General features: G+C 70.4%; 12 protein-coding genes and 1 pseudogene. 9 read left to right on the forward strand and 4 right to left on the reverse strand.

Translation table 11 applies throughout. The features are described 5' to 3' along the window. Positions 1 to 44: 44 nt before the first annotated feature. Complete coding sequence (gene mptB, locus ACWIHY_RS03525; RefSeq protein WP_454373927.1) at positions 45 to 1,673, forward strand: polyprenol phosphomannose-dependent alpha 1,6 mannosyltransferase MptB; 1,629 nt, start codon at positions 45 to 47, stop codon at positions 1,671 to 1,673. Positions 1,674 to 1,686: 13 nt separating this feature from the next. Here the strand turns inward: mptB and ACWIHY_RS03530 are convergent. Then, positions 1,687 to 3,363: pseudogene (locus ACWIHY_RS03530) on the reverse strand (N-acyl-D-amino-acid deacylase family protein); the annotation flags it as partial. Positions 3,364 to 3,429: 66 nt separating this feature from the next. Then, on the reverse strand, positions 3,430 to 4,734 hold the full coding sequence (locus ACWIHY_RS03535; RefSeq protein WP_454373928.1) for an alanine racemase: 1,305 nt from the start codon (positions 4,732 to 4,734) through the stop codon (positions 3,430 to 3,432). A 92-nt stretch (positions 4,735 to 4,826) separates the two neighbouring features. Here ACWIHY_RS03535 and ACWIHY_RS03540 point away from each other — a divergent pair, with 92 nt between their 5' ends. The 5 genes from ACWIHY_RS03540 to ACWIHY_RS03560 all read left to right on the forward strand — a co-directional run bounded on the left by ACWIHY_RS03540 (position 4,827) and on the right by ACWIHY_RS03560 (position 9,371). Further along, positions 4,827 to 5,972, forward strand: a complete 1,146-nt coding sequence (locus ACWIHY_RS03540; protein ID WP_454373929.1) for a sugar kinase — start codon at positions 4,827 to 4,829, stop codon at positions 5,970 to 5,972. Continuing rightward, positions 5,969 to 6,739 (forward strand): IclR family transcriptional regulator, encoded by a 771-nt coding sequence (locus ACWIHY_RS03545; protein WP_454373930.1) that lies wholly within the window; start codon positions 5,969 to 5,971, stop codon positions 6,737 to 6,739. Before ACWIHY_RS03540 ends, ACWIHY_RS03545 begins: the two co-directional genes overlap by 4 nt. Continuing rightward, entirely contained in the window at positions 6,736 to 7,146 is a 411-nt protein-coding gene (locus ACWIHY_RS03550) for a RidA family protein (RefSeq protein ID WP_454373931.1), read from the forward strand. The genes ACWIHY_RS03545 and ACWIHY_RS03550 overlap by 4 nt, the downstream gene beginning before the upstream one ends. 135 nt (positions 7,147 to 7,281) lie before the next feature. Continuing rightward, positions 7,282 to 8,757, forward strand: coding sequence for a GntP family permease (locus ACWIHY_RS03555; protein ID WP_454374403.1), 1,476 nt, complete (start codon positions 7,282 to 7,284; stop codon positions 8,755 to 8,757). Positions 8,758 to 8,867: 110 nt separating this feature from the next. Then, entirely contained in the window at positions 8,868 to 9,371 is a 504-nt protein-coding gene (locus ACWIHY_RS03560; protein ID WP_454373932.1) for a hypothetical protein, read from the forward strand. An 84-nt stretch (positions 9,372 to 9,455) separates the two neighbouring features. Here the strand turns inward: ACWIHY_RS03560 and ACWIHY_RS03565 are convergent, their stop codons facing one another. Beyond that, positions 9,456 to 10,817 carry a M14 family metallopeptidase gene (locus ACWIHY_RS03565; RefSeq protein WP_454373933.1) on the reverse strand — a complete coding sequence of 454 codons (1,362 nt, stop codon included), beginning with the start codon at positions 10,815 to 10,817 and terminating at the stop codon, positions 9,456 to 9,458. 210 nt (positions 10,818 to 11,027) lie between these two features. On the opposite strand from ACWIHY_RS03565, the gene ACWIHY_RS03570 reads away from it, so the two are divergent. Continuing rightward, positions 11,028 to 12,350, forward strand: coding sequence for an Nramp family divalent metal transporter (locus tag ACWIHY_RS03570; RefSeq protein WP_454373934.1), 1,323 nt, complete (start codon positions 11,028 to 11,030; stop codon positions 12,348 to 12,350). A 79-nt stretch (positions 12,351 to 12,429) separates the two neighbouring features. Here ACWIHY_RS03570 and ACWIHY_RS03575 read toward each other — a convergent pair whose 3' ends face one another. Beyond that, on the reverse strand, positions 12,430 to 14,085 hold the full coding sequence (locus tag ACWIHY_RS03575) for a chitinase (RefSeq protein ID WP_454374404.1): 1,656 nt from the start codon (positions 14,083 to 14,085) through the stop codon (positions 12,430 to 12,432). Positions 14,086 to 16,290: 2,205 nt separating this feature from the next. Between ACWIHY_RS03575 and ACWIHY_RS03580 the strand changes: the two genes are divergently transcribed. Together ACWIHY_RS03580 and cpaB are read left to right on the forward strand one after the other, a co-directional pair. Next, positions 16,291 to 17,184 carry a hypothetical protein gene (locus ACWIHY_RS03580; RefSeq protein WP_454373935.1) on the forward strand — a complete coding sequence of 298 codons (894 nt, stop codon included), beginning with the start codon at positions 16,291 to 16,293 and terminating at the stop codon, positions 17,182 to 17,184. Between the two features lie 211 nt (positions 17,185 to 17,395). Beyond that, positions 17,396 to 18,103 (forward strand): Flp pilus assembly protein CpaB, encoded by a 708-nt coding sequence (gene cpaB / locus ACWIHY_RS03585; RefSeq protein ID WP_454373936.1) that lies wholly within the window; start codon positions 17,396 to 17,398, stop codon positions 18,101 to 18,103. Positions 18,104 to 18,113 lie beyond the last annotated feature (10 nt).

The following is an 18,113-nucleotide window of genomic DNA, read 5'->3' on the forward strand; positions in this document are numbered from 1 at the left end:
CGTGCCCACCGGCTGTTCGGACTACTCGGATAAGTTGATCGGTCATGTGGACGCTGAGTGCTGTCGGGTACCGCCGGCTGGGTGCCGCCGGATCGGCCGCGGCAGCCGTGGGCGGCGTCGCCGCGGGGCGGCTGCCGGCTCGCGACCCATGGGGGATATGGGTCCCCCACGGGTCCGCGACGACCGTGGCGGCGGCCGTCCTGGCGTACATCGGCCTGACGCTGCTGGTCGTGGCCTGGTGGCGGTACGGGCGGCTGGTCGCCCGTGGCGCGGCCGGCGGGGTGCGCGAAATGGTGGTCACGCTCGTCTGGTGGACCGCGCCGCTCGTACTGGCTCCGCCGCTCCACAGCGCCGACGTGTACAGCTACATAGCCCAGGGCGCGATGGTCGTCGAAGGCCACGACGTCTATACGTACGGCCCCTCTGTGCTCGGCCCGGACGAACTCGGAGCCGACGCCGCGGCCAGCGGCGGCGCGCACTGGACCGACACCCCGGCTCCGTACGGACCCGTCTTCCTCGTCCTGGCGAAGTGGGTGGTGCTCGCCACGGGCGGCCAGGTCGTCCCCGCCGTGTTCGGGATGCGGCTCGTCGCCCTGGCCGCACTCGCCCTGATCGTCGGGGCGACCCTCCACCTCGCCCGCGCACGCGGCGCCAGTGAGACCGGCGCGCTCTGGCTGGGAGCCCTCAATCCGCTGCTGCTGATCCACGTCGTGGGCGGCATGCACAACGACGGCCTGATGATCGGCCTCATGCTGACGGGCGTGGTCTGCGCACTGCGCGGCCGCTGGATCCTCGGCAGCGCGGTCGTCTCCCTGGCGATGACCGTCAAGTCACCGGCCGCCGTCGCCCTGCTCTTCATCGGCGCAATCGTCGTACGGCGGACCTCCGGGCCGCTCCCGTGGCGCGTCGTCAAAGCGTTCGCCGTGCCCGCCCTGGTGGCCGGGGCCGTTGCCGCGGCCGCCACCCTGCTCAGTGGCACCGGCTTCGGATGGCTCAGGACGCAGAGCGTCGCCGGGACCATCCACACCGCCCTGTCGGCCTCCAGCGACATCGGCCTCGGCATCGGCGAGCTGACGCGCCTGCTGTTCGGCTGGGACCCGGAGCCGGTGAAGAGCGCCTTCCAGACGCTCGGCCTGGCTCTCGCCCTCGCCGTCATCGGTTACGCCGCCCTCGCGACCTTCCGCAGCGTGCGTCCCTGGCGCGGCGACCCGCCCCTGCACCCCGTCCACGCCCTGGGCGTGGCCCTGTTGGCCCTGGTCGCCCTCTCGCCGATGGTGCAGCCGTGGTACCTGCTCTGGGGCATGGCGGCGATCTCCGCCACCGCCTGGAACGGCAGGCTCGGCCGCATCCTGACGGTGCTGTCCGCCGCCCTGGTCTACGAGACGCACCCCAGGGGCAGCACCCCGGCGTACGGCTTCTGGATCGCGGGCGCCGTGTGCGTGCTGGGCGCGGTGCTGCTGCGCAGGCAGCAGCGGGATGAACGGTCCTCCCCAGCGGTGAAGTTGCCGGCGATGCGGACGTACGGGACGCCGGCCGGGAGCGCGCGCGGCGACGAGCGGGCGGAGGTCGGCGCGAGCACGGACGGGCCGGACGCGGAGGGGCTGGACTCCGACGGGTTGAGCGCGGACGGGCGGAACGCCGACGGGTCGAAAAGGACCACGTCGGCGCGGTAGCCGTGCCCGCCGGTCAGGGCGTACGCCGGACCGATCGCCCCGCGAGGACGTCGGTCCGTCTGCCGTCCTCGATCACGAACCGGCCGTCGACGAGGACGTGCGGGATGCCGGTCGGCAGCGTGCGCGGGGCCTCGAACGTGGAACCCGCGGCGACCGTGTCCGGGTCGAAGAGCACGAGGTCGGCGCGGTAGCCCTCCCGTACGATCCCCCGGTCCGGCAGCCGCAGGCGGGCCGCCGGGCGGGAGGTGAGGTGCGCGACGCACTCCTCCAGGGAGAGGACTCCCAGGTCGCGGGCGTAGTGGCCCAGGTAGTGGGGGAAGGTCCCGTACGCGCGCGGGTGCGGCTTGTAGCCCTGCAGGATGCCGTCGCTGCCGCCCGTGTGGACGCGGTGGCGCATGATCGCGCGGACGTTCTCCTCGTGCCCGACGTGCTGAAGGATCGTCGAGCCGAGGTTGTCGTTGATCAGCAGGCGACGGGCGGTGACCCAGGGTGCCTCGCCGCGCCGGGCGGCGGACTCGGCGATCGTCTTGCCCACGCAGCTCGCGAGGCCGGGGTCACTGACGCCCGAGATCTCGATCGTGTCCCACTCGATGGGGACGCCGTGGCAGCCGTCCGCGCCGATGACCTCCATGTGGTGGCGGATCTTCTCGGCGCTCACGTCGTCGCGCAGCCGCGCCAGGGTCGACTCGGGGCCGCCTTCGCTCGCCCAGCTCGGCAGCATCGCGACCAGCGTCGTGCAGCCGGGCGTGTAGGGGTACGTGTCGAGGGAGATGTCCGCGCCCTCGTCGAGCGCCGTGTCGAGGAGGCCGAGGAGGTCGGGCGCCTTGCCCTTGTTGACCCCGAAGTTCATGGTGGCGTGCGCGAGATGGAGGGCGCAGCCGGCGTTGCGGGTGAGGGTCACCATCTCCTCGTACGCGGCGAGGGCTCCTGCGCCGTACGAACGGTGGTGGGGGCAGTAGTAGCCGTCGTAGCGCGCCACGACGCGGCACAGTTCGGTGAGTTCGGCGTCGTCGGCGTACATGCCGGGGGTGTAGGTCAGGCCCGACGACATGCCGACGGCGCCCTGCTCCAGGCCCTCGGCGACGAGTTGCTTCATGCGGGTGAGCTCGGCGGGGGTCGCCGGGCGGTCGTCCCAGCCGGTCGCGTACATGCGGACCGTGCCCTGCGGGACGAGGTACGCGGCGTTGACGGCGATGCCCTGGCGGTCGAGCCGGTCGAGGTACTCGCCGACGGTCCGCCAGTCGAAATCGATGCTCGTGTCCCCGGGCGCACCACCGTTCCAGCCGGTGATGGCCCTGCGGACCTCGGCGAGGGTGCGGTCGTCGACCGGCGCGTAGGACAGCCCGTCCTGGCCGAGGACTTCGAGGGTCACGCCCTGGGCTGCCTTGGCGCTGTGGTCGGGGTCGCGGAGGAGGGCGAGGTCGCTGTGGGCGTGCATGTCGATGAAGCCGGGGGAGAGGGCGAGGCCGTCCGCTCGCAGCGTGCGGCGGCCGCCGGGGCGCGGGCCGCTGTCGCCGTCCCGCCGGATCTCGGCGATGCGGCCGCCGTTCAGGCCGACGTCGGCCCGGTAGGAGGCACCGCCGGTGCCGTCGATGACGCGTACGTCCCGAATGACGAGGTCCATGGCTGTTGCTTGCCTCTCTGCGTGGCTGGCGGCAGACGCCGGACGGGCCGGCTTCGCCCCCTGGGCGACTTCAGCCCGTCCGGTGTGTGAGGAGCGGGGTCCTGGGGCGGGCCCCGCTCCCCCCGCCCGGGGCTAGAAGAACGTGCGGAGGTAGTCCGTGACGGTGCCGTCCGCCTCGACGAGGGGGATCAGCTGCCACTTGTCGAAGGACGTGCAGGGGTGGGACAGCCCCAGACCGAGCCAGTCGCCCACCTCCAGTCGCGCCTCCGGCCCCGTTCGCACCCACCCGTGCTGGTCCGAAAGCCCGGTGACCGTGATGCCTGCCGCCGGCCGCACCTCACCGGTGCCGGCGTCCCGTACCGCCTGCGCCTCCGGCAGGTCCAGGTCGTACGCCGCGTCGCGCTTGCCCGCGTTGACGAAGGCCTGCTCCGCGTCGGGCCGGGAGACGACCTGCGCCCAGAGGCGGAACGCGGGCTGGAGCGCGCCCTCGTCCGGCACCCGGTTGAAGGGGGTGAGGTGGCGGTAGTGGCCGTCGTCGTGCGAGACGTACGCGCCGGACCGCAGCAGCTTGAGTACCGGCAGCGAGAGCTCGGGGATCTCCGCGAACACGTCCGCCACCGCGTCGAACCACGCACTGCCACCCGCACTGATCACGATCTCCGCGGCCGCCGCGGAAGCGAACCGGCCCGCCTTGTCGAAGTCCGCCGCGAGGGCGACCAGTTCACGCACCCACGCACGCACCTTGTCGCCGTCCGCCTGCGGGACCTCGCCCTCGTACCCGGCCACGCCCACCAGCCGCAGCGTCGTCGTGGCCGCCACGGCGTCCGCGACCGCCGCGCAGTCGGCGGCCGTCCGGGCGCCGGTACGGGCCCCCACGCCGGCGCCGAGCTCGACGACCACGTCCACCGGGCGCGAGGCGGCGGCCGCCCGCAGCGCCTCGTCCATCAGCTGAACGCCGCGCACGGAGTCGACGTAACAGATGAACCGGAAGTCCGGGTCGGCGTCCAGTTCGGCGGCCAGCCAGCGCAGCGCCGCCGCGTCGACGACCTCGTTGGCGAGGAAGATCCGCTGGATGCCGTACGCCCGGTACACACGAGCCTGGTGCGGCACGGCCGCGGTGATGCCCCACGCCCCGCGCTCCAGCTGGCGCGCGAAGAGCTGCGGGGACATCGACGTCTTGCCGTGCGGCGCGAAGGCGAGGCCGTGGCGCTCCGCGTACGTCTCCAGGAGTGCGAGGTTGTGTTCCACCGATTCGGCGGAGAGCGCGAGCACGGGGGTGGTGAAGCCGCCCGTGAAGAGGTTGCGGCGCTCGGCGGCGAGCTCCCCGACCGTCAGCCCCTCGGCGTCCGGCGGAAGCGCCTTGAAGCGGTGGTCCACGCGCTCGTCCGCGAGTGCGGCGAGCGCCGCGGGTCGTCCGACCGGGTTGCTTACGGCCATGAAAGCCTCCTCATGAGTACAGTTGCAACATATGCAACGACCATTGCGTATATCGCTGAACGCTGTCTAACATCCGAGCCGATGCAGGGTCAATGGTGAGCCAGACGGCGAGCCTCGGTGAGTCAGTGGTGAGGAGCTCGATCGTGACCGCGCCCGCGGACGAAGCAGCAGAACGCAATGGAGACGCCGCAGCGGTGGATGTGGTCTGCCTCGGCGAGTCCATGGTGACGTTCCTGCCCTCCCGGCCCGGTCGCCTCGCCGACGTACCGTCCTTCGGCCGCGGCATCGGCGGCGCCGAGTCCAACGTCGCCTGCGCCCTTGCCGCCGCCGGGCACCGCGCGCGGTGGGTGGGGCGGGTGGGCGCCGACGGGTTCGGCGACCATCTCGTGGCGGCCGTCGCCGCCTATGGCGTCGACACCTCCGCCGTCCAGCGCGACCCGCACCGCCCCACCGGCATCTACTTCCGTACGGCGACCGACCGCGACGCCGAAGGCTTCGAGGTCGTCTACTACCGCGCCGGGTCGGCGGCCTCCGCGATGTCCCCCCGGAACATGCCGCTCGACGACCTGGCCACCGGCCGCGTACTGCACCTGTCCGGGATCACGGCCGCGCTGTCCGCCGACTGCCTGGCCCTGATGCGTACGCTGACCGCCCGCCGTCCCGGCCGGCCCCTGGTCTCCTTCGACGTCAACCACCGCGCGCACCTGTGGCGCGGAGCGGAGGGCCCCCGGGTCCTGCTCGACCTCGCGCGCGGTGCGGACCTGGTCTTCGTCGGCGAGGACGAGGCGGAGACGGCCTGGGGTGTCCGGGGCGCGGCCGAGATCCGCCGCACCCTGCCGGAGCCGGAGATCCTGGTCGTCAAGCAGGGCGCGGCGGGCGCGACGGTCTTCACCCGGCCCCCCGGGGACAGCGGCTCCGGCCCCGGCGCCCCCGAGGCCCCCGACACCATCACCACCGTCCCCGCCCTCCGCGTGGACGTGGTCGCCCCCGTCGGCGCCGGGGACGCCTTCGCCGCCGGGTTCCTCTCCGCGACCCTGCGCGGCCTGCCCGTACGGGACCGGGCCCGGCACGGTCACCTCATGGCCGCCGCCGCGCTCACCGTCCCCGGCGACCTCGGTACGCCGCCGTCCCGCGCACACGCCGACCGCCTCGCCGCCCTGGACACCGACGCCTGGGGGAGACTTCGTCTCGGCCCCGGCTGGACGGGCGCCGCCGACCAGGAGGTACGTACGCCATGAGCCAGACCGTCGACCGCGCGCTGAGCATCCTGCCGCTGCTCGCGCAGGGACCCGCCGACCTCGGGCAGGTCGCCGAACGCCTCGGCGTCCACAAGTCCACCGCGCTGCGCCTCCTGCGTACCCTCCACGAGCACGGCCTCGTCTACCGGCAGCAGGACCAGCGCTACCGCCTCGGTGCCCGCCTCTTCGCGCTCGCCCAGGAGGCCGTCGAGAACCTCGACGTACGCGAGATCGCGCACCCGCACCTCGCCGCGCTCAACAACGAGTGCGGGCACACCGTCCACCTCGCCGTGTACGAGGAGACCGAGGTCGAGGTGCTCTACATCGACAAGGTCGAGAGCCGCTACCCGGTCCGTATGTACTCGCGCATCGGCAAGCCCGTCGCGATCACCGTCGCCGCCGTGGCGAAACTGCTGCTCGCCGACCTCCCGGAGGCCGAGCGCCGCGCCATCGCGGAGAAGCTCGACTACCCCACCTACACGTCCCGTTCGACACCGAACGCCGGAGCCTTCCTCAAGGAACTGGCGCTCGTACGCGAACAGGGCTGGGCCACCGACCTCGGCGGCCACGAGGAGTCCATCAACTGCATCGGGGCCCCCATCCGCGGTGCGGACGGCCGGGTCGTCGCCGCCATGTCGGTGTCAGCGCCGAACGTCGTCGTCACCGCCGAGGAACTCCTCACCCTCCTGCCGCTGTTGCGCCGCACCGCCGACGCCATCAGCAGGGAGTACTCAGGAAACACGCCCCCGAAGGAAGCAAGCGCATGAGCGAGAAGACCGCGATCACCCCGTCCACCCACACCGCCCCGCCCGCCAGGTTCTCCCACGGCGTCCGCAAGGGCAACATCCTCCAGGTCGCCGGCCAGGTCGGCTTCCTGCCGGCCGTCGAGGGCCAGGCACCCACCCCCGCGGGCCCGACCCTGCGCGAGCAGACCCTCCAGACCTTCGCCAACGTCAAGGCGATCCTGGAGGAGGGCGGCGCGAGCTGGGACGACGTGATGATGATGCGCGTCTACCTCACCGACACCGGCCACTTCGCCGAGATGAACGAGATCTACAACGCGTACTTCGAGGAGCAGGGCCTCAGGGAGGCCCCCGCCGCCCGTACGACCGTCTACGTCGGTCTCCCGGCCGGCCTCCTCATCGAGATCGACGCGCTCGCCGTGCTGAGCTGACGCGCGCCACCTCCCTCCGCTTCCCCCACCCGCACGCCGTACGTCATCACGGCGCGGCGCCCACCGCCCGGGCGCCGCGCCGCGATACCCCCTGCCCCGAAAGCCCCATGGAATTACGAGGTCCTCCTCATGTCCCTGCTCGCTGCCGCCGCCCCCGTTCCCGCGGAGACCCCACCCCACACCGGAGGTCTGCTCACCCTCATCGGCGGCACGGCCGGTCTGCTGACCGTCGCGGCCCTCGGCATCGCCCTGCTGCTCCTCCTGATCATCAAGGTCAGGCTCCAGCCGTTCGTCGCGCTGCTCGCCGTCTCCATCGTCGTCGGCCTCGGCGCGGGCCTCTCCGTCACCGAACTCTTCGGCACGGTCCAGAAGTCCGCCGTCGTCTCCGTCATCGAGTCCGGCATGGGCGGCATCCTCGGACACGTCGCGATCATCATCGGCCTCGGCACGATGCTCGGCGCGATACTCGAAGTGAGCGGCGGCGCGGAGGTGTTGTCCTCCCGGCTCCTCGGTCTCTTCGGCGAGAAGCGCGCCCCGCTCGCCATGGGTCTCACCGGCCTCATCTTCGGCATCCCGGTCTTCTTCGACGTCGGCATCTTCGTCCTCGCGCCGATCGTGTACGCCGCCGCCAAGCGCTCCGGCAAGTCGATCCTGCTGTACGCGATGCCGCTGCTCGCCGGCCTCTCCATGACCCACGCGTTCCTGCCCCCGCACCCGGGACCGGTCGCCGCGGCCGGCCTCTTCCACGTCTCGCTCGGCTGGGTCATCCTCATGGGCATCGTCTGCGGCATCCCCGCCGTGCTCGCGGCCTGGGCGTACGCGGCCTGGATCGGGAAGCGCGTCTTCGTCGACGTCCCGCACGACATGGTCGAGGCCGCCGAGGACGCCAAGGCCGCCGTCGTCGCCGAGCAGACCGCCGCGGGCCGCAGCCCGCAGGAGCAGCCCGTCTCGCTCGCCACGGTCCTGACCATCATCGGTACACCGCTGGTCCTCATCCTCGCGGCGACGTTCTCCTCCATCGCGCTGGACCCCTCCACGCTCCGCTCGGTCGTCGAGTTCTTCGGCAACCCCTTCGTCGCCCTGACGATCGCCCTGCTGATGGCGTACTACCTGCTCGGCATCCGGCGCGGCTGGTCCCGCAAGTCCCTGGAGCAGGTCTCGACTTCGTCCCTCAAGCCCGTCGGAAACATCCTGCTGGTCGTCGGCGCTGGCGGCATCTTCGGCGCGGTCCTCAAGGCGAGCGGCGTGGCCCAGGCACTCTCCGACACCTTCAACGACGTGGGTCTGCCGGTCATCGTCCTCGCGTACCTGATCTCGCTGGTGCTGCGCGTCGCGCAGGGCTCGGCGACGGTCGCGATCGTCACCACGGCGGGCATCGTGCTCCCGCTCGTCGAGAACGGCGACCACTCGCAGGCCTTCCTGGCCCTGGTCATCATGGCGATATCGGCCGGTTCGATCTTCGCCTCGCACGTCAACGACGGCGGGTTCTGGATCGTCTCCAAGTACTTCGGCATCTCGGAGCGGGACACGCTGAAGTCCTGGACGGTGCTCGAGTCAATCCTGTCGGTCGCCGGCTTCGCGGTCGCGGCGCTCCTGAGCCTGGTGATCTAGCCGTACGGTGTGGAGCAGAGGGCGTCCCGGGACCCGTCCGTCCCGGGGCGCCCTTTCACCGGTCGGCGATACTGGGCCCGGAACGTGTGACAGCGAAGGGGCTGACGACAGTGGAACAGACCGGACACCCGGGCGGCGCGGCACCGGGCCCTTACGGGCAGTCGCAGTACCGGAACCAGCCGCAGCACCAGTACCCGCCGCAGCACCAGCCCCCGTCGCAACTCCCGCCTCAGCCCCAGCAAGGCTTCGGGCCGCCGCCGCCCGCCTTCGCGCCCGCGCCGTCGCCCGTGCCTCCTCCGCCCGGGGCCTACGCGGCGCCGATGCCCGCGGGCCCCGAGTTCCTGGCCACGGACCGCCGTAACGCGGTCGTGGTCGACGCCGAAGGCGTCTCGCTCGAAAGCAACGGCGCCACCATCGACTTTCCCTGGCGCGACATCCAGACCGTGCACTACAAGCCGGGACCCGGCGGCGAAGTCCTCATGCTCGCCGTCGCGCTCCCCGACGGCCGGTTCTACGAAGGCGTGGTAGCTGCCCGCAACCAGGCGAAGCTCCAGGAGTGGTTCGCCGAACTCGCCCCCGTACTCGGCTACTACCTCGCGGGCCGGGGCCACTAGGAGCGTGGGGGCGACGCGCGTGCGTACGCGCGGCTGAAGGGGTGCCCCGGACGTCCCCGGACACCCCTCCGCCGTATCAACGCCTCAGCTTCCGGCGCAGTACTGCTGCTCCTTGCCGATCGACCGGTACATGCAGTCGGAGTTCTCCAGCAGTTGCAGCACCGCGTCGCGGTTGCGGCTCGTCTCGCGCTCGATCACCTCGTCGGGCGGGTAGAAGCCGCCGCCGCCGAAGCCGCTCGGGTACATCTCGAAGGTGTACCCGAAGATCTTCTGATTGCCCCACAGCCAGTCGTCGATCGACCCGTCCGTGATGTAGAGGTCGCTCGACTGCTCCGGGGTGTAGCCGTTGCTCGCGGCCATCTTCTGGCCGACGGCGGCGAAGGCGTTGCGGTCGTCCTGGGTCATGCCGGGCGCCGTGTCCGCGTTCGTGTAGCCGAACGGCCAGAGCACCAGTTCGCTGTACGTGTGGAAGTCGATGCCCGCCTTGATCTGCTGCTTCCCGCCGACGACCCGCGAACGGACGAAGTCCGCCACGACCTTCACCTCGGGTGCGGACTCGGGGGCCCGGCCCCGGTACGTCTCGGAGCTGAACGAGCCCGAGGAACCGCCGCAGCAGCCCCACTTGAAGTCCCAGTTGCGGTTCATGTCCGTACCGACGTACGAAGAACCGGAGTTGGGCTGCCGGTTCTTGCGCCAGCTGCGGTACGAGCCGGAGGCGATGTCGTACTCGCCGCCGTCCGGGTTGAGGTCCGGCACGATCCAGATCTCGCGGTTGTTCACGACGTTGGTGATCCGGGAGTCGGAGCCGTATCCGGCGCCCAGCTCGCGCAGCAGGTAGAGCGCCATCTCGACGGTCAGGTGCTCGCGGGCGTGCTGGTGGTGGGTGAAGAGGACCTCGGGCTCGTTCTCGTCGGTCGCCACGTTGTCGCTGATCTTGATGGCGATGAGGTCGCGGCCCTGGTACGACTTGCCGATGACGCGCTTGCTCATGAGGTTCGGGTACTGCTGGAGGCGCTGGTTGATCTCCGCGTTCATCTCGGCGTAGTTGTGATAGCGCGAGTCGGCGGGCGGGAAGTCCATGGGCGCGACGGCCAGACCGTTGGTGCGCGCGGGCGGCGCGGGCAGCGCCTTCGGGGCGTATCCGAGCGCCTTCAGCCGCTTGACCTGTGCGGCGTTGGCGCTGACGACGACGGAGTGGTCGTCGGCCTCGTCCACCGAGACTCCGGTGGCCGCGACGGCGGTACGGGCGGCGGCGGTGGCCGGACCGTGGATCTCGTACTGCCTGATCACTTCTTCCGCTGTGGCGGCCGGGGTCCGGTCGGCGCCCGCCCCTGCCGGGGTCGCGCTCGCGGTGAGTGGCGCCGCCACGGCGAGTGCCACGAGGGCCGCGAGGCCCGCGAGGGTGGCGGACTTGGCTGACCCTCTTCCGCGTATGCGAAGTCGCATGCTGTCTCCTGGGTGGGGAGTGTGGGGGTGTGCGACGCATGTCGTGCGGGAGTGCTGGCCCACATGGTGCGGGCATGGCATGAACGGGTCAAGAGCGGGGTTCGGCCATGCGGCGCACCCCGCCGCCCTCGGGCGCCCCTCTTGCGCGATCACCCCTGTGCCGCTTTGGTGATCTGGATCACCATCGGGGACGAGTGGGAGGACGCCGAGATGACAGGCACGACAGAGAGCGACACCGGAGAGGCCATCTCCCAGCCACGCAAGTCCAGTTGGAAATACATCGGCCCCGGCATCGTCGTCGCGGCGACGGGTGTCGGAGCCGGTGACCTCGTCGCGACACTGATCGCGGGCAGTAAGTTCGGCTACACGCTGATGTGGGCCGCCGTCATCGGCTGCGTCGTCAAGATCTCACTGGCCGAAGCCGCCGGCCGCTGGCACCTCGCCACCGGACGCACCCTCTTCGAGGGCTGGCGCAGCCTGGGTCAGTGGACCACCGTGTACTTCGCCATCTACGTCGTCGTCTGGGGCTTCGTCTACGGCGCGACGGCCATGTCGTCGTCCGCCCTCCCCATCGTCGCGCTCTTCCCCGACGGGCCGAGCCTCAAGGTGTGGGCGATCGTGACGGGCCTGGTCGGGCTGGTCTTCGTCTGGTTCAACCAGTACGCCGTCTTCGAGAAAGTCATGACGGTGCTGGTCGGCGTGATGTTCGTGGTCGTCGTGTACGTCGCGCTCCGCGTCGGCCCCGACGTCGGCGCGTCCTTCGCCGGCCTGCTTCCCGTACTCCCGGACGGCTCGCTCCTCTACACGCTCGGCCTGATCGGCGGCGTCGGCGGCACCATCACCATGGCGGCGTACGGCTACTGGGTGAACGCCAAGGGCTGGACGAACTCCGGCTGGATGAAGGTGATGCGCCTCGACAACCGGGTCGCCTACCTCACCACCGGCATCTTCGTGGTCGCCATGCTGATCGTCGGCGCGGAGCTGCTGCACTCCTCCCAGCTCGCCCTCACCAAGGGCGACCGCGGCCTGATCGACCTCGGCAAGATCCTGGAGGACCGGTACGGCGCCGTCACCGCCAAGCTGTTCCTCGTCGGCTTCTTCGCCACGTCGTTCTCGTCCCTCATCGGCGTCTGGCACGGCGTGAGCCTGATGTTCGCCGACTTCGTCGAGCGCCTCCAGCGCGACCGCCTCCAGCGCGACCGCAAGGGCGCCCCGGTCGACGTGGGCACGGTGGAGGAGTTCGCCGCCGGTGTGAAGGAACGCTCGCTGCCGTTCCGTGCGTACGTGCTGTGGCTGACGTTCCCGCCGATGGCGCTGCTGTGGCTGGACCAGCCCTTCGGCCTGGTGGTGGTGTACGGCGTGCTCGGCGCGTTCTTCATGCCGTTCCTGGCGCTGACGCTGGTGTGGCTGCTCAACTCCTCCCGTACGCCGACGGAGTGGCGCAACGGCCTGCTCAGCAACGTGATGCTGGTGGCCTCGGGGCTGCTGTTCATCGTGCTGTGCGTCCAGCAGGTGCGGGAGATCCCCTGGTAGGGGGCGACGGGTACGGACGCGTGCAGCGCCGCCGGGGGAGCGGCGGCGCTGCACGGCCGGGGGCCATCGGCTCCAGGCACTACGGGAGGTTGTGCACGTGCGGCCCCACGGCGTTCGACCAGGCGTTCCCGGCCGTCGCGTCCCAGTTCGTGGACCAGGTCATGGCGCCGCGCAGACCGGGGTAGGTCTTGGCGGGCTTGAACGAACCGCAGTTGGTGCCACGGGCCAGACAGTCGAGGGCGTTGTTGACGACCGACGGGGAGACGTATCCACTGCCGGCACCCCGGGTGGAGGCCGGTACGCCGATGCCGACCTGGCTCGGCGCGAGGCCGCCCTCCAGCTGGATGCAGGCGAGCGCGGTGAGGAAGTCGACGGACCCCTGCGAGTAGACCTTGCCGTCGCAGCCGAGCATGGAGCCGCTGTTGTAGTACTGCATGTTGACGACGGTCAGGATGTCCTTCACGGCGAGCGCTGTCTTGAAGTACTCGCTGCCGGTCGACTGCATGTCGATGGTCTGCGGCGCCATGGTGAGGACGAGCCCTGAGCCGGTCTTCGCGGACAGCTGGCGCAGCGCCTTGGTCAGGTACGTCGAATTGATCCCGTGTTCGAGGTCGATGTCGACGCCGCTGAAGCCGTACTCCTGCATGAGCGCATGGGCGCTGTTGGCGAAGGCGGTCGCGGACGCGTCACTGTTGATCGTGACGTTGCCCTTCTCCCCGCCCACCGAAATGATCACCGACTTCCCGGCGGCCTTCTTGGCGGCGATGTCGGCCTTGAAGTCGGCGGTGCTGGTGTAACCGACGGCGGGGTCGAGGTTGAAGACGATCTGGCCGGGCGTGGCGGTCGAGTCGGCGAAGGAGACGGCGATGATGTCGTACTGCGCCTGTACGTCGCGGAGCTTCTGGACGGTCGCGCCGTTGTTGAAGTTCTGCCAGTAACCGGTCAGCGCGTGCTTGGGCACGGCGGGCCCGGGACCGGGGTCGCCGCCGCCAGGGGCGGTCCGGCCGCTGACGGCGGCGGACTTGGGGGACTCGCCGGCGGAGTTGGTCGCGGTGATCTGGAAGTCGTACGCCGTGTCCGCGGCCAGCCCCGAGACGGTCGCCGAGGTCCCGGTGACGGACTGGACCTTCGTACCGCCGCGGTAGACGTTGTAACCGGTGGCGCCACTGACGCCGGACCAGGAGAGCGCGACGGAGGACGAGGTCGTGGTCCCGACCGCCAGCCCGGAGGGGGCGGCCGGTATGCCCGGCTCGGGGTCGGTGCCTCCGCCGCCGTCGGGGCCGAAGACGGAGACGTCGTCGACGTAGTAGGCGCTCTGGCCGTACCAGCCGTGGGTGTAGACCGTCACGGAGGTGGTGGAGGGGCCGGCCTTGAAGCTGGTGGTGAGCTGCTTCCAGCCGGACGAGTCGGGCGTCCAGGTGGAGACGTCGGTGGTACCGGTGCCGCTGGCGCCGAGGTAGGCGTACCCGCCCTGTACCCAGGCGCTGAGCGTGTACGTCGCACCGGGCTTGACGGTGACGGTCTGCGAACAGCGGGCGTTGTCCTGCCCGGCGGGGGTGGCTTTGAGGGCAGCGGCGCCACCGTGGGTGGGGGAAGAGACGGTGGCGCCGCTGCCTGCGGAGCAGGCCCAGTTGCTGAGCCCGGACTCGAAGCCGGCGTTCTTGGCAACGTTCAGGTCGGCGGCCTGAGCGGCGGGCGCGGCCAGACCGGCGGTGACGAGGAGAGCGGCGGCCAGGGCGGTGGTGAGGGCGGGGCGGGAGAGGGTGGGGCGGTTGAGTGCCTGGCGGGGGAGCGCGGGGGCGTTGAGCGTTGGGCTGGAAAGTGCGGGGTGGGGATCTGCGGGGCGGGGATATGGCGGGTGGGGATCTGCGGGGTGGGGATCTGCGGGCTGGGGAATTGCTGGGCGGTCCACTTGCTGCCTCCGGTGGGGGAGTGTGGGGAGGAGTCGCTGGGACGGTGGCCACCGTTTGTTGTTGGTCGTTAAAATGGTTCAGACCAATTGACTTGTCAAGACCTCTGGCGACAGGGGCACTTGAGTGGCGCGCGGGGCATCCGCCTGTCTGGCGCCGGGGGCTGCGCGCCTGCGGCGGAAGGCGGCGGGTGCTTCGGCGGTCCTGGGGCTGCGGTTGCTTCTGGCGTGGGGGCCGCCTTGGCTAAGGGTGGCGTCGGAGGCCCGGCCCTCAAGGGCGCTCCTACGTCGCGTCGCCTGCGGCGATTGCGCTTCGCTCCACCCTTGACCGCCGAACCTCCGCCGCAATGCTTAAGGGGGGCGGCCCCGGGGGGGAGCCCACGGGTCAAGCTCGGCAAGTGGCTGGTGGTGCATTGCCGGGCGGCGGGTGTGTGGGTGGGGCGCGCTCTGTTTCGGGGGCGGTGCGGCCCCTGGTTCGGCGGGTGCGGGGACGGTGGTTGGTGCGACACCCGCATTCCTCCGCACACGCGCGCCCGGGCCGGTGGACGGCCGATCGCGATCGGCGACCTGCGGACCGGTGGGTGTGCGGGTGGGGGGCGAGAGTTGAATGGGGCGACTCGGGCGGGTGTGGCGTCCGCCCCCACCGGTGATCGGTTGAGCTGCAAGCTGGTTGCTGGTGTGGGTGGGTGGTGAGGCACCGATGCCGCACGGCGTCGCCGTAATCGATGTCGCGTGTGCGGCCGCCGCAGGGGCCCACTCGTCGTCCCGTCAGGCACACGGCTCACACCAGTCACGCCACCTGGCTCTCCGCACACGGGCCATGCTTCCGCCGTGGGTGGAAAGGCTCCCTTGATGGCAGGAAACGATACGGCTGTGGCCGGTGGGACTGGAGAGCCACTGAGGACCGCCAAGTGCCGGGGTTAATCGCATTCCGGCCTCCCGGACCGCTCGCCGGAGCGAGCGAACCGCACCAACGCCGTATGTGGGCCCCGCCAAGCCCAGCCAACTCGCCCTTCCCTCCGATTTGTCGAGCACGGAGGGACCAGTGGGGCCGGTGTGGTGTCAGCAGGCATCACGTGTCGGGTCCGGTTCACGCCAAGCCCACGCCGAGTGGTTGCTATGCGACTAACCCGGCACGTGACGCGCCCTCGCAGCCTTCCGATGCGCCGAAAAAGGGGCAAAGTGGGCGTGCTTGTTCGTCTTCTGCCGGGTTCGTCGCATCCGCCGGGACGGGCACCTCCAACCACCCCACCGGCCCCACCGAGGCCGCTGAAAGCCCCACCATCCGGAAGCCGTCCGGCCGGATCACATCGGTCCGAGCCGTCGGCAGGACCACAAAGCCCCCGGGCTCCCTTCCACCCACCAAGCCCGGCCACGTGCTTGTGGCCCGACCGGCCACCGGCGGGGGCGGACGCCGAACCGGCACGAGTCCCCCCATTCAACTGCCGCGCACCACCCGCATCGCCATGAGTCCGCAGGTCAACCTGCCCAGTCAGCCACCCACCGGCCAGGGTGCGCGTGTGCGGAGGAATGCGGATGCCGCACCAACAACCGTTCCCGCACCCGCCGAACCCGGGGCCGAACCACCCCCGAAGGAGAGCGCGCCCCACCCACACACCCGACAGTCACCAATCCCACCCGAGCCGCTCCCCCACCTGCCGTGCAGGGCGTTTTTCTTTGGGCCGTCCCCGTATAAGCGTTAGCGGTGGGCCGGGGTGGCGGGTCAAGGGTGGGCCGCAGGCCCATCGCGCAGCGACGCGACGCAGGAGCGCCCTTGACGCGCCACCCCGGCCCACCGACACTCGAGCGCCCAGGGACGACCCGAAACCCCCAGAAGCAACCCGTGGTCAGCGGTCGCCGCAGCCTCCGCTCAACTTGCTTGCCCCCGCCACGCAGTGCACTCGTACGAGAAAAAGGAAAACTGTTCTCCGCCACGTAGGCCGTGGATAAAGTGCTCGTGCAGCACGACGGAGCAGTATCGATCTGCGGGCGCCGGGATCAGCGGCGTACGGAGTGAACGGGGAAACCAACGTGCCGACCGCGATCGCAGTCACCAGCGCCGACTTGGTGTTGCCGCCCACCGATCAGCAGACTCCGACCGCCGCCCTGCTCCAGGCGCCGGACGCCCAGCCGCTCGAAGCCGCGCTCGTCGACATGAACGTCATGCTGGAACGGTACGGGTACGTCGTCGCCGTCTATCCCGCCTCCATTCCGGCCGCCCACGAACGCCGCCTCCACACCATCCGCTCGATGCTGGAGACCGACCGCCTGGCGTTGCTCAAGCTCGACCTGCCGCCGCTGGGAATCGCCGTACTCGTACGCCAGCTCCGGCAGTTGTCGATCTGCGACTTCAGCGCGGGCGTCGTCGCGTCGGCGGCCAGGCTTCTGTCCCATTACATCTACGCGGGCGCGCTCCTCAACTCCGTGACAAAACTCGATCGCGTTCCGGTCAGCCTCAAGTCGCACGCGAAGTCGTGGATGCCGGGTACGCAGTTCGGCGTACTGGCCAACCCGAACCCACAGTTGATCAAAATCAGCAACAGCGGGACGGGTCCGGTCGACGGCTCCGGGGCCGGGCTCGCCGGACCCGGATTCGCCACCCAATTGCTGGTCGGGAAAGGGACCCTGGTCTCCGAATGGGTCACCGGAACGCTCGCTCCAGCCTGGCAGGTCTCCGGAGTGCGGGAAACCGGGCTGCCCGCCGATTCCCCGCGCTGGTGGGGTACGGCGAAGATGATCGAATTCGCTGCCTTCCTGCCGGACATTTCGGTGCTCTACCAACTGGTCGCGTCCGTACGCCGGGAGAAATGCAACTGGTGCGGCGTCGAACTCATCGGTGACCGTTGCGGGTTCTGTTCGGCCCCCCTCACCCCGCCCGAGAACCAATCCCGCGTGGCCGGTGTCCTGAACCAAGGGTCGTCCTAACGCCGTGCGGGGCACGATATCCCTCAGGATCCCTCAGGCCGCACAACTGTTCCGCTGCTCCGCCGCTTCACCGTTCCACCGCTTCACCGTTCCACCGCTTAACCGTCCCGCCGCTTCACCGTCCCACCGTTCCACCGCTTTCCTGCACGCGCCGCACCACCCCGCTCAATGTCCGTTGAACCGACGTTCCTGATCGAGGTAGCCCCACTCCATGAACTCACGTCAGCGCCGCGGCGTCATTCTGCTGCTCCTGTCGGTCCTCTGCGCCTTCGGGGCGTTCGCCGGCGTGCTCTCGGTGATCAGCGATGTGAACTCCAAGGTGGGCCCGGAAGTCGCGGCGTACCGGCTCAAGAACGACGTGGCGCCGTACAAACAGCTCGACGCGGGTCAGTTCGAGAAGATCTCGATGCCGAAGCGGTGGCTTTCCGCCAATGCCGTGACCGATATTTCCGAGGTACGCGGCAAGATCGCGGTGACCCAGCTGCAGAAGGGCTCGCTGCTGCAGAGCGACATGATCGTGAAGAAACCCGAACTCGGATCGGGGGAGCAGGAAATCGCGATCATGATCGACGCGGCCACCGGGGTCGCGGGCAAGATCAACCCGGGTTCGAGCGTGAACATCTACGCCACGTTCGAGGGCGAGGACGAGGGGCAGCCGAACAAGTCCCAGGTCATCGTCTCCGGTGCCCGCGTGCTCGACGTAGGCAAGATCACCGCCCTGGAACCGGGCAAGAACGACCGCAGCCGCCGGGCCACGGACGCCGTACCGATCACCTTCGCTCTGAACACGCTCGATGCCCAGCGCGTGGCGTACGCAGAGTCCTTCGCCGAGCACGTGCGACTGGCCCTGGTGGCCGACGGCAGCGACACCACGATTTCGCCGCGCGACCGTGAGTACACTCTCGACGGGGACAAGTGAGGACCGGCGT

It is taken from the genome of Streptomyces sp. NPDC055287, assembly GCF_053646035.1.

Excerpts from the sequence above, each read along its gene's own strand:
- ACWIHY_RS03540 (WP_454373929.1), top strand. The coding sequence starts at position 4,827 with ATGGTGAGCCAGACGGCGAGCCTCGGTGAGTCAGTGGTGAGGAGCTCG.
- mptB (WP_454373927.1), top strand. The coding sequence starts at position 45 with ATGTGGACGCTGAGTGCTGTCGGGTACCGCCGGCTGGGTGCCGCCGGA.
- ACWIHY_RS03570 (WP_454373934.1), top strand. The coding sequence starts at position 11,028 with ATGACAGGCACGACAGAGAGCGACACCGGAGAGGCCATCTCCCAGCCA.
- ACWIHY_RS03565 (WP_454373933.1), bottom strand. The coding sequence starts at position 10,817 with ATGCGACTTCGCATACGCGGAAGAGGGTCAGCCAAGTCCGCCACCCTC.
- ACWIHY_RS03550 (WP_454373931.1), top strand. The coding sequence starts at position 6,736 with ATGAGCGAGAAGACCGCGATCACCCCGTCCACCCACACCGCCCCGCCC.
- ACWIHY_RS03535 (WP_454373928.1), bottom strand. The coding sequence starts at position 4,734 with ATGGCCGTAAGCAACCCGGTCGGACGACCCGCGGCGCTCGCCGCACTC.
- ACWIHY_RS03545 (WP_454373930.1), top strand. The coding sequence starts at position 5,969 with ATGAGCCAGACCGTCGACCGCGCGCTGAGCATCCTGCCGCTGCTCGCG.
- cpaB (WP_454373936.1), top strand. The coding sequence starts at position 17,396 with ATGAACTCACGTCAGCGCCGCGGCGTCATTCTGCTGCTCCTGTCGGTC.